The following is a 13337-nucleotide window of genomic DNA, read 5'->3' as shown; positions in this document are numbered from 1 at the left end:
CCATTAAAAATCAAAACGGCCTCATTTTTAGCTATTAGAGGCTGTCATGTCTGTTAGAAAATGCAACCATCCTCTTTTCGCGATACTCTTTAGGTTTGGGAAGAATAGGCTCGCCTGTTTACCTTGAAACATGGACAACCCTCCCTATACACATCAGATTGGGTTTTTACAAAGGACCTGAGGCAGAGCCTCAGGTTTATTTTGTATTTTGTAAAAAATGCCTATATTCTTCGAAAGAAAAGTCAACTTTAAGAGAAGCATTGTTGATATAGTAGAAATCAACTTCATCTCTAGGAGGAGATATCATTGAAAATTGCGGCATTTAGCGGTGTTTTTATGGCACATAGTATTCAAGAAGCTATGAAATTAACTAAAAAGTTGGGCATGGATGGGATCGAAATTGCAGCTCGCGAGCCACATCTTTCTCCGACAACGAGTACGCCGCGGATCCAGGAAATCAAGTCGCTAGCAGCGGATTTGGGACTCGAAATTCCGGTACTTGCCGGCTATATGGGCGGCTTCTCGACGGCTAGCGATCGAGAGTGTGAGCAAGCATTCAGCGATTTCAATCGTTTGTTGGAAATTGGCGGAGAGCTGGGATCTTCCATGATTCGGGTATCCCCGGGAGGGCCGAATGCTTTCATGGCATACGACTACCACTATGCCAAAGCGGCTCACTGGCTGAATAAATGCGCTGAGATGGCTCAAAAACTTCAAATAAAGCTAGTGCTTGAAATTCATAATGAATCACTTGTAGAAACCGTTGACAGCAGCTTGAAGCTATTGAATTTGACCCAGCATGACAATGTTGGGATGATTCACGACGCAGGTAATATGTATATTACGGGGACGGATTATGGCAGGGATTCTATCGTAAATCTGGACAAGTATTTATTCCATGTTCATGTCAAAGATGAGATACGTGTGAAAGAGGCTGGAGCACCAGGCACTTTCCTTAACTTGACGCATCGCGGACAAGAAGCGTTTCTGCAAAGTCGCTTGGGCGAGGGGGAAGCTGACCATCAACCCATGTTCGATGCGCTGAAGGAAGTCGGTTATAAGGGATGGATAACCTTGGAATGCCATGCGCCATTTCCTGCCTACGATCGGCTGGAGCATGATTTTCAAGCAGTCCAAAAAATGTTGACTAGGGAATAAAGATGAGGTAAAGACGGAAGACATGCAATACACGGATACGCATAGAAGGGACACTTTGAAAAAGTGTTCCCTCTGTGCGTATCTTTTTTTGTATCGGCAACAGGAAACGAGAAATTAAAAGGAAACTTTTTACCTGTCGCCATACTTTCACCATGTTCGTTTTTAGGGAAATAGGCGAAGATAGATTTGGATGTAGATACGGATGACTTTACCATGGCTAGGATGTCAAATCGTCCAGCAGTGCGTACACATCCCTATGTGTATGTATACTGTAATGTTCATTCCGACTTATATTCACCAGGTGCAGGGGTTCGAATCCCCTATCGTGTGGAACGATTAGCTCAGTGGTAGAGCACTCGACTTTTAATCGAGCAAAAAAATTATTCTTAATTGATCGTGTACTGGAGTCTTCTGTGGCTTACACATGGCACACTGCGTGAAGGCTATGCAATCTGCAGATACCGATTACAAGAATGCTTAAACCCGTTTGTTACTAACGGAAGATAGAAGGTTTTCTAGTGTAAACCGAACATCTCTAACGAGTTTTAAATGGCGATATTCATACTTTGTATTCTTAAGCAGAATTCCGCTCTAATCGCAGGAAGACTCCAAATACGTGATCTAACACTCAAGGAGGTTTTAACATGTTTAAAAAAGTAACGATACACAATGACGAACKAGGACTGCTATTTCGTAAAGGCAGCTACTATAAAAGTTTACAACCAGGCACATATCGGCTGTCGCCATTTTCAGATGATCATGTTGAGATTTTAAATATCATGAACGCTTTTCATGTGAAAGGGAAAGATCTTCAGTTGTTTATGCATGACGACATACTCATCAAAGAGCTGGATATGATACAGGTTCAAGACAATGAGTATGTGCTGCATTATGAAGATGGCAAATTCGTTGGCTTGTTGACAGCTGGAAGATATGCTTTTTGGAACGTATTGAAAGAACACACCTATCTTCGTGCAGACATACGTAATCCTGAACTGCCCAATGAGATTGATCCAGCTATCATTCCTAAGCTAATAGGTTACTATCAAACATTTGATGTGGCTAGTCACGAAAGTGGAGCATTGTTTTATAACCATGTCATGCAAAAGGAGCTTGCTCCCGGCAAATACTATTTCTGGAARGGGCCAATCGGAGTCTCTGTGAAAACCGTTGACCTCCGTCAACAGCAAATGGATATGACAGGACAAGAAATGATGACGGAGGATAAGGTAACACTCCGACTTAACTTTGTGTGCCAATATCGCACTATAAATCCACTTCGGGCGCTTGAAATCAAATCGTTTGAAGAGCAAATGTACATTCAATTGCAACTTGTATTACGTGAGTATGTTGGTACTTTGCGATTAGATGATTTGCTGAAAATGAAACAGGAAGTCACCACCTACGTATTGTCACGCTTGAATGAGAAAAGTCTAGATTATGGCGTGCAATTCTTGTCGGCAGGTGTGAAAGATATTATTTTGCCTGGTGATATTAAGGATATCTTGAATACGGTGTTGTTGGCTGAGAAGAAAGCTCAGGCTAATCTCATTACGCGGCGCGAGGAGACGGCTTCTACGAGAAGCTTGTTGAATACAGCGAAGCTTATGGATGAGAATCAAACCCTGTTCCGACTGAAGGAGCTTGAATTCTTGGAAAAGATTTGTGAGAAAATCGGGACGATTTCTTTTAATGGTGGAGGCAACTTATTAGAGCAGTTGAACTCTTTTGTTGGAGATAGAAACATGTCTAAAAACTGATAAGTTTCGCTTCCGCTTTACGGTTAAAAGAGGGGGACGTATATACCACTTCCATGGGCTGCCCGGCAGCATTGAGGAATCTGACCTCGACGTATATGCGGCTTAACGAAAATATCCTGAAAAATGCCTCTTTACCAGGAGTGCAGTCTTCAATTGGGGGATTGCTAGAGCGTCGGTAGGAATTAGAGTAGAAATGATCGAGTTGCTTGTAGTAAGAGAAATTCTGGGCAAATTTGTCTTGTTATATTTAGAAAAAATTATTAAAATAATTACTAGGGTAAAAGAAATAATGCTTGAGCCTTTAATGAAGAATTTAAGTTTGTCTAATTGTTACTTCGGACTTAATGAACCAGAGATTGAGCTGGACATAAGCCTAAATAAAAGTTGTTCACAACAACTTTTATTTAGGCTTTTTTTGTCACTAAATAATGGAAGGTAAAAGTTAGCCTTACCTGAGCTGAGGATGAGATTTTTGGATAATCAAGAAAAGCAAACACAACACGAGATCGCAAGTCACATTGGAAGATTGCTAAGAGATGCTTTTGGAAAAGGACCGCAATCAATTTACGTCAGTATCAATCGTCCGATTGTGGTGATATATCTAAGGAATTTTTTATCGCAAACGGAGAAAATTCTTCTGCAGTAGAACCATTTATATTCCGTTCAACATACGAGAAACGTAGTGATGGAGTCTCTAATTCCAGAAATTAAAGCGTATTTGCTGCTTCTAACAGGATTAAACATTCAAGAATTTTACTATGATTGGGGATTGCATAACTATTCAGGCGTATTTGTCGGCATTGCATCCGAAGAGAATCAAGTATATCATGGCCCTCAAGAATGGTATGCAGGGAAAAAAGAGCTTCACCTTGAGATTGAGAGAATCAGTCTTCTCATTCAAAAAATCCCCGATCACATTCAATCTTATCTCATAAATGAGAGGACACTCCTCGTTATCAGAACAGGTATTTTGATTAATATTAGTAAAGAATTAATTCGGTTAGGTTTTGAAGAAAGCTTAAAGCTGGCAGAGCGAAACCTTGAAAAAGATCATTTGTTCAATAACAATCACTTACAAAAAATTTTAAAGTCATCGATTTTGGATATATTTACGGACTGGAATTTCCATTTGGATAAAAGCGTAATTGTGTTTATTTTAAACCCAAGTCACGATTAGAAACCAATTTGATACATAGATGGATAGAACGCTGCCAGGGGTACATACTAAGTAAAGTTTCTGTTGAATATTTCCAAATAACTATTTACAATAAATCTGGGGTGAAAGAAATAATGCTTTTGCCTTACTGAAGGATGAATGATGTTGGATAAACAAGCACAAACCGAAATAGCGAGTTACGTAGGCAGGTTGCTACGAGAGTCATTCGGGAAAGGTCCTCAATCCATTTTTGTCAGCATCAATCGTCCGTTTGTCGTACTTTATTTGAAACACTTCCTATCACCGACGGAAAAAATTCTTCTTCATCAAGATCAGATCCATTCGGTACAATCGACTAGAGACTTATTGATGAAGACATTAATTCCTGAAATAAAAGCTTATCTGTTCGTATTTGCTGGCATGAAAATTGGTGAGTTCTATTACGATTGGGGACTTCATAATCATTCCGGAGTTATGGTCGGTATCGAATCTGGAGATGACCATGAACAAATCTCATTAGAATCAGATTACACAGGGAAAAAGGAGCTTCATCAGGAGATTAATACGATCTCACAACAGGTTGAGAAAAAGCCGGACGAAGTATACTCATACTTGATCAATGAAAGAAACCTTGTAGTGATTCGAAATGGTATCCTAATTAGTATTGAAAAAGAATTAATTCGAATTGGACATGAAGAAAGTTTAAGGTTGGCTAAACGTAACCTCGAAAAGAGTCATCTCCATAATAACGGTCATTTCCAGAGCTTCCTAAATGCGAGGATTAATGATGTGTTTGTCGATTGGGACTTTCATTTGGATAAAAGCGTCATTGTGTTCATCTTAAATCCGGGTCCATAAGTTGGCGGTAATGAACCAGAAAGAACGCTGGGCATAAGCCTAAATAAAAGTTGCTTTTTGCAGCTCTTATTTAGGCTTTTTTTGTTGAATTCACTTTTCGCGAAATGAGGGCAAAACATGGTTGACTTAAATGAACGGAATGAGATACTTGATCGAATTTCGGATGCATTTTTTGCAGTCAATTCGGACTGGGAGTTTACTTATATCAACGCKGAAGCGTCTAGTGTTTTATTTCCCAATGCGAGAATGCTCATCGGCAAATCGATGTGGAGTGAAATCCCGCATGCGGTGTATCTAACTTTGTATGCMCAATTTTTTAAAGCAATGCAAGAGCAAGTAAGAGTCGAATTTGATATTTTTTATGCACCTCTAGCAGTTTGGTTTAGTGTGAGAGCCTATCCGTCTTCCAGCGGTCTTTCGATTTTTTTTCAAGATATTACACAAAAGAAGGGCATTTCGTTAGAAAAGGAGCAGCATTATGAGTCTTTATTTAAATATAACCCTGATGCTGTTTTTGCATTTGATTTGGAAGGGAATTACCTTCGGGTGAACCCGGCTATGGAGCAAATGATTGGTTACCGTGCGGACGAGCTATTAAGAATGTCGTACTTGCCATTAATACCGCCGGAAGAATTGGAGAAGACGAAAAGCTGTTTTTATAAAGCGGCAAAAGGTATTACCCAGCATTATGAAACGAAAGCTTATCACAAAAATGGGGGTATTATTGATGTCAAAGTGACCAACATACCCATCATAGTGAATGATGAGGTTATGGGGGTATTTGGAGTTGCGAAAGATATTACGYAAGAAAACAACCGCAAAACGATGCTGTTACAAGCAGAAAAGCTGACAGCGGTCGGCCAGCTAGCGGCGTCTATTGCTCACGAAATTAGGAATCCGCTTACATCATTGAAAGGATTTACCCAACTTATTGAAAAAACCTTACCTGAGGTTAATAAAAATTATTTTGCGATCATGAAGGATGAACTTAAACGAATCGAGCTGATTACAAGTGAATTGCTGTACTTAGCTAAACCAAAAGCACAAGAGTTCAAAAGTGAAAACATTTGGCAAATTATTCAGGATGTCGTCATGCTGATGAGCTCACAAGCGTTAATTAACAATATTGAATTAAGAACGTTTCATCTAGAGGAAATGCCTGCCATTCCATGTGTAGGGGTTCAGTTGAAGCAGGTTTTTATTAATTTAATTAAAAACGCAATGGAGGCTATGCCAGATGGCGGGATGATTGACATTGTGGGATCAAGACCAAGCGGAGATTCGATCATGGTTCAAGTCATTGATAATGGACATGGAATTCCACAGGAGCTCATTTCTAAAATCGGCTCTCCCTTCTATAGTACAAAAGAGAACGGAACGGGTCTTGGCATGATGGCGACACAGCAAATTATTCATGCACATAGCGGATCTTTGGATATAACTAGTCAAAAAGGCCAGGGGACAACGATTCATATTTGTCTGCCGATCGGCGAATAGGCAGAAGTGGACTTCATGAAAAAAATCATACACTGTTAAGAGGCTGCCAATAGACGGCCTCTTAACACATTTTACAGCCAATCTCTTGATCACATTCATTTAACGGTTGATTTGCTGTGTTTCATTTTGTACATAGCCTCATCCGCTTTCTTCATTAATGTCGTGATATCCGTCGCATCCCTAGGGTACATACTGACGCCAGAACTAAATGAAATGGCGATTTGAATGTCCTCATATTGAAAAGGGAGTTTGTATAATAGAGATAATCTTTCATTAATAAACGTGTCTAATTCAATGTTTTCATGCATGGATGAAATGATCCACACAAATTCGTCTCCTCCGATTATCATCAGGTTGAGTGCAGCTTTCCAGAATTTGCGCAAAATGCTTCAAATAAAGATCTCCAACGTAATGACCATATGAAGTGACGAAGGGCAACTGCCCAGAACAAATAGCCGATAAAAAATAAAATCATGGCATTCCGTGATGTCACTAGTTTCACCTGTAAGAGAGAGGTGACCATGACAAACCAGGCAAAAAGCAAGAATAAACTGAGAAGCATGGAACGAAGAGACTTCATATGTTTCAATTTACGAGTTCGAAACCAAGAGATGGAGAGAATCACAACCGAAATCAGGATATACCCGGCTACGACGAGTACGGTACAAAGCAGAAAAAGCGGATCGAGCGGACTTCGTCCATCAGTCACATTCGCATTGTATAAGATACGATGATCCTTAGTACTTAGAAAAAACAGCCATAATACGTAAGGAGCCGCGTAAAAGAGCGGCAAGTATCGCTTCAAGTACGATGTCGTTGGACTTCCAAAGAGTATACTAAGGTGAACTAAACAGCATATGACTAACAGCAGCATCGGGCTATTGCCATAAAGCACAATTTGCATTTGATATTGAGGCAGCAAGGACGTTTTAATGTATTCCCCTAAAAAGGGATTGGGAGACAGCAATGTTTTTAATAAATAAGCCTGATCACTATAATTAATCTTTCCGCCACAGATGGATTGACAGTTCTTAGCTCTGACTCGTATGATGTTTGTAAATGAATGGAAAGGAGGCCGACGATATGATTCGCAATCAAATTTCTATCAATAACCTGACAACTGAAAAGCACTTCATACCATCGGTCTCAACCGGACTTGTGACGAATACGTAGGTACTCTTGGAGTATGCCTAGTTTAAATTTGACATGAAAAAGCCGTAGACGATGTTGGTCTATGGCTTTTTTGCGTCCACATAATAAGAAAAGAGGAACAGAACGAATGAAAGAAAATTACTATCAAGAGGTCCAGCTCCCAGCGGGAGTCGTTCATGTATACGCAGGACCTGAGTTGTTTAAAGCGTTAGATTATCAAGTATTTCAGATGGCTAACAACAATTTGCAGATACCGAATCAAGTATATATGAGCTACACGCCTGACGTACATGTCGGTGTTGGTACCTGTATAGGCACGACAGCAGTATGGAATTCGCATAACGGGTATGTGTCACCGTCAATTGTCGGCAGCGATATTGGCTGTGGCATGCGCGTGCATATGACGAATCTGCATAAGGATGAACTGAAGGATGTGAAGCTGCGCCGCAAGCTAGTGAAGACGATCGAGAAGTATTTACCCGTTGAAGATCATGCACGCGGCCATTTCTCGGACATTCGATTGGAACACATCGTCACCAAAGGGCTGCATGGACTTCCCAAGAAGTACATTCCTGACGGGTATACGCCACGCAAGGCGACATCGCTTACACATGTAGAGAGCAGTAAATTTACCTTGGATGAAAATGCATTGAATCGATTTCCGAGCCATGTTTGGCATCGGTCACATCGTCAGCTTGGGACGCTTGGGAATGGGAACCATTTTGCGGAGATTCAGTCGATCGAAATTGCGGAAGAGAACCGAGAGATTGCTGAAGCATGGGGACTATTCGATGGTCAAGTGGTCATCATGATTCACTCAGGTTCGCGTGCATGGGGTGGCTCTGTGAGTCAATATTGCAGCAGTGATATGTTAAAGGTGATGCGGATGAACGGATTAGGAACGGCCGATCCTAAGCTGTTATTTGCACCTTTGGAACATCCGGAGGCGCAGACTTATGTCAATCTGATGTATTCAGCGCTCAATTATGCGGTCGTCAATCGCCATTTGATTGCTTATGCCATTCGTGAGGCCGGTAAAGATATGTTCGGCTCGAAGTTTGAAATGACCACGTTGTACGATCTTATGCATAACTATGCGTGGGAGGAAAAGCATGAAGAGCAGTCTTATTTTGTCCATCGCAAAGGGGCGACGAGGTCACTTCCGGCTGGACATCCTGATAACCCACAGCCTTATCTCACAACAGGTCACCCTGCGCTGATTCCGGGTTCAATGGGGACTGCTTCCTACATTATGGTAGGAGCACCGGGCGGCAAAGCCAACTTTCACTCCATCTGTCATGGAGCAGGGCGAATTCGCTCACGCAGTGCGACGAAAAGATTGATAACGCTGAATGAGTTTGCCTCTTCTATGCGAGTGGGAACGAGTGAGGAAATTGTCGTCAACCAAAGGTCATTAGAGTCGATTCTAGATGAATCACCGCAAGCTTACAAAGATGTTGATCAAATTATTGAAAGTGTCGTCGGAGCGGGTTTGGCTGAAGTAGTAGCTAAATGTAAGCCTATGGCGACAGTAAAAGGTGCTAAATGAAACAAGTACAAATGAAGGAAGTAACAGCGGCTGTATCAGCTCCGCTTAGAGCCGAGGGCGACTTGCCTAAAGCGTATGGGGACTACGTCTATGTGTTAGACCAGGAGCTGAGACAAATTTATTTGGAGCAGAAAGGGATAGGAAAGCTTTTGAATGACGCCTTGATGTTCTTGACGGCGAAGCTAACAGAAGGGTTTACTTTTGCCCAGTTAAATGAATTATATGTATCCGCTGCACTGCAGTGGCATTATGAGCAAAATGTGGATATCGAGAAGCTGGTGAAATCGATGAAGTCGGATCTGCATAAAGGGCAGACGATGCTATGGATGAAAGAGGAGACGGATGTGAGGGTTGKGTTTTTGGTTAGTTGAGAAATGTGATAACAAATTTGAATTTATGTTTAGGACGTGAGTGGGATGTTAGAAGATAACATGCAAACAAAATTGAGTAAGTTTATGAGTAAAATACTTCGGCATTCGCCGGAAGAATTCGGGCTGAGCCTAGATCCTAACGATGGTTCCTGTACGGTTGCTGAATTAATAGATGTTCTTCGAGCACATCCGAAGTGGTCAGAGATTAGCGTAAGTGATGTTAAAGAAGTTGTCGCGCGTTGTGAAAAGCAGCGCTTTGAGGTTATCGGAGATCGAATCCGAGCCCGATATGGGCATAGCCATGATAAAGTTAGCTATCCAGCTGCAATACCTCCAACCGTACTCTACCATGGCACGAATGTGCATGCTGCCCCTAAGATTTTAAAACAGGGATTACGTCCTATGCATCGTCAATATGTCCATTTGTCCGAAGGACTTCACTTTGCAACGCTTGCTGGAAAACGCAGAGGGGAATTAATTATATTAGCCATTGATACAGAGAAAGCTACCCAAGCAGGAGTGGTCTTCTACTATGCGGGGAATGAAGTATGGCTTGCAGACGCAGTACCTGCCGAGTTCTGCCGAATGAATGAGAATGCGAAGCAGCGATGAAGCTTCGCGATATGCGGATAGATTTCCTGGGAAATTATTTGCAACGGCAGGGATTCATCCCTTTGACATCATCACAAATTGCCTCCTCACCTATYCACTTTGACTAAATATCCGACGAAAGTCGCTTGGTCTCACAGTGGTTTTGCTATAGAATAGGTTCGAAAAATAATGCGGATCATCATATCCTAGCTTATAACCAATTTCGCTAATGGTTAGTCGTGTGTCGAGGAGCATCAGCTTAGCGGATTCTATTTTCTTAGTAATGACATAGTTATAGATGGTTGTTCCGACTTCTCGTTTAAATAAGCGATTCATTTGCTTCATGGAAAGGCCAATATGGGAAGAGAGCTCAGGCGAGTCGAAGGGATGAAGGATGCTGTTATCCAAAAATTGCTTGATCACTTGTACGGTTGAAGTTAAGGCATTACCTCTTTTACGCAATATGTCAGAGAGGGCAATGATCATTCGCATGAGGATGATTTGAAGCTCGGTTTGCATGTCCTCGACAGATTTTTGCTGGGCAGCTTCAATAGCTTCTTGAAAAAGAGGCTCTAATCCGCTGTCCTGCGTCACGATATGGGGGAGCAATTGATACGCTTCGAGCATCTTTATCATCCAGTTTCCACTTATATTAAGCCAGATGTAGCTCCATTGCTCCTCGTGGTGGATGTCCGAGGTAACCTCATGGTAGCAACCAGCTGGAAGGATAAATATGTCGCCTTGACAAGCAGTTTGGGATTGGGTACCGACCCTAACAACGCCTTGGCCTGACAATACGAAACCGAAAACGGTAATCGTAGCAAGCATGCGAATATTCCTATAATCCTTTTCACAATAATTAATTCCCAAGAACTGCACACTGAGGGGAGGGGGTTCTCCAACTAATGGCAGGTGATAGATAGGCCCGGATTTGTTAGGTATATTTAACATCGCTTGTTTAGGGAGTTCCTTTCTTCTTCTTTGGTTTCTAAGTACGAAAACAGTTTCTTCTTCCGGTCATTTTACCAAGAATCCATGATTATGCACAACAGTTTTATTTGATGATTGATGTCCCTTTTCCTCACCTTACGTACCACTTTCTCTATTAAGCGTTTGTTCAAAGCACGCTATACTTATGCTACAAACACAACTCGGTAGATGAAAGGAATCATCGAAATGAAAAGTGATTTTCTCATGCGGCCTCCGCATCCAGAGACAGAATGGTCCGCATGTACAGGCTATACGGAATCTGCTGTGCCMATAGAACGAATATTGGATGTCGCTATAAGCGATGCGAGTATTTGTAAAGGACCGGATCATATATACTATTTGACCGGCACGACGGATGTCTCTAATATACAAGTGTGGACCTCCACCGATTTAACGTCGTGGAACGGTCCGACAAACATATGGGACTTCGAGCAAAACGGCACATGGCAGAAGGCAAGCAAGGGCCCTGCTGGCATTTGCTCTCCTGAAATCCACTATGTACATGGGATGTTCTGGATTACGTATGGGTTAAAGGCTGGCGGCACAGGATTGCTCCAAAGCTTATCAGCATCTGTTCTGGGTCCATATCGGGATATGGGGAAAATAACGGATGACGGGCAAGATGCTTCGTTGTTCAAGGATGATGATGGAGCCGTTTATTGGGTGTATGGAAATGGCCAGATCGCTCGAATGACAGAAGATATGACAGGTCTCGCGGAATCGCCTCGAATGGCAGAAGTTCAGCCTTGGAAGGTTGCAGGACGTGAGGATCATCCCTCGTATAGTCAGATTGTGCAGGTAGGAACATACGGGGCTTTTCTATACAAACAGGAAGGATTTTATTATATGTTTTGCGCAGATGCCCTTGCTAGAATGGGGAGCGATGCTGTAGATACTTTCGTCGCGGTGAGCGAATCGATCTATGGCCCCTACAGCCGGCGGTATTTGGCACTTCCCCATGGCGGTCAGATCTCTTTATTTTCTGATGTAGACAATCAGTTGCATGCCTCTTTCTCGGGCTGTGGCAGCTATTCACTGGTCGAGAACTATCCTGCCATTGTTCCAATGTCCTTGGTGAGATCAGGATTTATTCGACCACGTGAGGACGTATTGCTTGAAAAAGGTGGGGTAGGAACTCTTAAGCCGATTGCTGACTTCCCGATTCGTGATCCGCATATTAGCACGGGGCCGGATGGCACCTATTATTTGACGGGGACGTCAGATAAGCCGCATCACAATTTTTGGGACAGGAATAACCAGCTCCATATATGGCGCTCACACGATTTGAAGGAATGGAACCATGTAGCGAAGGTATGGGATTTGTCCGAAAACGGTACCTGGGAGAACAACATTTATGAGAACCCTTGTCTGTGGGCACCAGAGATGATCTATCTGTACGATACATTTTGGATCACTTATTCACTTCAAGGCGGCAGTACAGGGATGATTAAAAGCATAACCGGACTTGCGGAAGGGCCCTATATTGATATGGGACGAATGACGAATACGGATATTGATTCCAGCCTGTTCCAAGATGAGGATGGTCACGTGTATTTTGTTTGGCAGGATGGTAAAATTGCTAGGATGAAGACGAATATGACGGGCTTTGCGGAAGACCCTCGTAAGTTGCTATGTTCGGATGGTCAGCGAGTGGGCTACGAAGGTGCTTTCATCGTCAAATATAAGGGCAAGTATATTCTGGGTGCGGCAGAATGGAACGGCGATAAACGCGTCGATGGTACGTATGATTTGATGTATGCGGTTGCGGATGAGCTGTACGGCCCGTATACCCCAAGGCGACTTGCCGTCCCGCATGGCGGCCACGGAACAATGTTTATTGATCATAACGGCAGACTCATGTCTACATTTTTTGGCAACGACCGTACTGCGCCTTTCCGGACACGTCCTGGAATTGTCCCGCTTGGCGTCGAAGAGGATGAAGAGGGGCTATGCATCGCGCCTTATAGTGAGTAATATAAAAACATGAATCAAGCTCTGGATTGGGCTGGATTCATGTTTTTTCTCAGTCTTGGGCTAATTGAAGCTTYCTCCTTATTTAATGTGGCATGGTGACAGCGAGTTGAGCTAGGGTGAAGTAGAAGTAGAAGTAGAAGTAGAAGTAGAAGTAGAAGTAGAAGTAGAAGTAGAAGTAGAAGTAGAAGTAGAAGTAGAAGTAGAAGTAGAAGTAGTGTGCTGTGTGCTCATTTTAGTAGCTAGCTTTCAAATAACTGTAAAAACTACAGCTAAAATCGCCG

13 protein-coding genes are annotated in these 13337 nt (G+C 42.4%); 10 read left to right on the top strand and 3 right to left on the bottom strand.

The window, feature by feature from the left end:
• Positions 1-306: 306 nt before the first annotated feature.
• The 6 genes from AC1DLM_RS21645 (at position 307) to AC1DLM_RS21620 (ending at position 6429) form a co-directional block, all read left to right on the top strand.
• The gene (locus tag AC1DLM_RS21645) at positions 307-1158 is read left to right on the top strand and encodes a sugar phosphate isomerase/epimerase family protein (RefSeq protein ID WP_477571151.1); all 852 of its coding nucleotides are present in this window, start codon (positions 307-309) and stop codon (positions 1156-1158) included.
• A 644-nt stretch (positions 1159-1802) separates the two neighbouring features.
• Complete coding sequence (locus tag AC1DLM_RS21640; protein ID WP_477571150.1) at positions 1803-2918, top strand: slipin family protein; 1116 nt, start codon at positions 1803-1805, stop codon at positions 2916-2918.
• A gap of 463 nt (positions 2919-3381) precedes the next feature.
• Positions 3382-3564, top strand: coding sequence for a Na-translocating system protein MpsC family protein (locus AC1DLM_RS21635; protein ID WP_477571149.1), 183 nt, complete (start codon positions 3382-3384; stop codon positions 3562-3564).
• Positions 3565-3603: 39 nt separating this feature from the next.
• On the top strand, positions 3604-4095 hold the full coding sequence (locus AC1DLM_RS21630) for a Na-translocating system protein MpsC family protein (RefSeq protein ID WP_477571148.1): 492 nt from the start codon (positions 3604-3606) through the stop codon (positions 4093-4095).
• Between the two features lie 138 nt (positions 4096-4233).
• Complete coding sequence (locus AC1DLM_RS21625; protein ID WP_441987282.1) at positions 4234-4932, top strand: Na-translocating system protein MpsC family protein; 699 nt, start codon at positions 4234-4236, stop codon at positions 4930-4932.
• Between the two features lie 117 nt (positions 4933-5049).
• Positions 5050-6429, top strand: coding sequence for a PAS domain S-box protein (locus tag AC1DLM_RS21620; RefSeq protein WP_477571147.1), 1380 nt, complete (start codon positions 5050-5052; stop codon positions 6427-6429).
• A 95-nt stretch (positions 6430-6524) separates the two neighbouring features.
• On the opposite strand, the gene AC1DLM_RS21615 is transcribed toward AC1DLM_RS21620, so the two are convergent.
• Positions 6525-6779 carry a diguanylate cyclase domain-containing protein gene (locus tag AC1DLM_RS21615; RefSeq protein WP_441987280.1) on the bottom strand — a complete coding sequence of 85 codons (255 nt, stop codon included), beginning with the start codon at positions 6777-6779 and terminating at the stop codon, positions 6525-6527.
• Positions 6779-7333 (bottom strand): hypothetical protein, encoded by a 555-nt coding sequence (locus AC1DLM_RS21610; RefSeq protein ID WP_477571146.1) that lies wholly within the window; start codon positions 7331-7333, stop codon positions 6779-6781. Before AC1DLM_RS21610 ends, AC1DLM_RS21615 begins: the two co-directional genes overlap by 1 nt.
• Before the next feature lie 375 nt (positions 7334-7708).
• Between AC1DLM_RS21610 and AC1DLM_RS21605 the strand changes: the two genes are divergently transcribed.
• Genes AC1DLM_RS21605 through AC1DLM_RS21595 form a run of 3 tightly spaced genes read left to right on the top strand, consistent with a single transcriptional unit; the run spans position 7709 to position 10113 of the window.
• Entirely contained in the window at positions 7709-9130 is a 1422-nt protein-coding gene (locus AC1DLM_RS21605; RefSeq protein WP_477571145.1) for an RtcB family protein, read from the top strand.
• Positions 9127-9501, top strand: coding sequence for a hypothetical protein (locus AC1DLM_RS21600; RefSeq protein WP_477571144.1), 375 nt, complete (start codon positions 9127-9129; stop codon positions 9499-9501). The genes AC1DLM_RS21605 and AC1DLM_RS21600 overlap by 4 nt, the downstream gene beginning before the upstream one ends.
• A gap of 60 nt (positions 9502-9561) precedes the next feature.
• Positions 9562-10113 carry an RNA 2'-phosphotransferase gene (locus AC1DLM_RS21595; protein ID WP_477571143.1) on the top strand — a complete coding sequence of 184 codons (552 nt, stop codon included), beginning with the start codon at positions 9562-9564 and terminating at the stop codon, positions 10111-10113.
• A gap of 90 nt (positions 10114-10203) precedes the next feature.
• On the opposite strand, the gene AC1DLM_RS21590 is transcribed toward AC1DLM_RS21595, so the two are convergent.
• Positions 10204-10920 (bottom strand): helix-turn-helix domain-containing protein, encoded by a 717-nt coding sequence (locus AC1DLM_RS21590; protein ID WP_477571142.1) that lies wholly within the window; start codon positions 10918-10920, stop codon positions 10204-10206.
• Positions 10921-11268: 348 nt separating this feature from the next.
• Between AC1DLM_RS21590 and AC1DLM_RS21585 the strand changes: the two genes are divergently transcribed.
• Positions 11269-13056 (top strand): family 43 glycosylhydrolase, encoded by a 1788-nt coding sequence (locus tag AC1DLM_RS21585; RefSeq protein ID WP_477571141.1) that lies wholly within the window; start codon positions 11269-11271, stop codon positions 13054-13056.
• Positions 13057-13337: the final 281 nt, after the last annotated feature.

The organism is Paenibacillus sp. 01T442, from assembly GCF_056398345.1.
The sequence above is the reverse complement of the archived record's forward strand: the minus strand, read 5'-3'. Positions and strand labels throughout refer to the sequence as shown.

What these genes read in the sequence shown, in the direction of transcription:
- AC1DLM_RS21610 (WP_477571146.1), bottom strand. Translation starts at nt 7,333, where the DNA reads ATGCAAATTGTGCTTTATGGCAATAGCCCGATGCTGCTGTTAGTCATA.
- AC1DLM_RS21635 (WP_477571149.1), top strand. Translation starts at nt 3,382, where the DNA reads ATGAGATTTTTGGATAATCAAGAAAAGCAAACACAACACGAGATCGCA.
- AC1DLM_RS21625 (WP_441987282.1), top strand. Translation starts at nt 4,234, where the DNA reads ATGATGTTGGATAAACAAGCACAAACCGAAATAGCGAGTTACGTAGGC.
- AC1DLM_RS21615 (WP_441987280.1), bottom strand. Translation starts at nt 6,779, where the DNA reads ATGATAATCGGAGGAGACGAATTTGTGTGGATCATTTCATCCATGCAT.
- AC1DLM_RS21605 (WP_477571145.1), top strand. Translation starts at nt 7,709, where the DNA reads ATGAAAGAAAATTACTATCAAGAGGTCCAGCTCCCAGCGGGAGTCGTT.
- AC1DLM_RS21630 (WP_477571148.1), top strand. Translation starts at nt 3,604, where the DNA reads ATGGAGTCTCTAATTCCAGAAATTAAAGCGTATTTGCTGCTTCTAACA.
- AC1DLM_RS21595 (WP_477571143.1), top strand. Translation starts at nt 9,562, where the DNA reads ATGCAAACAAAATTGAGTAAGTTTATGAGTAAAATACTTCGGCATTCG.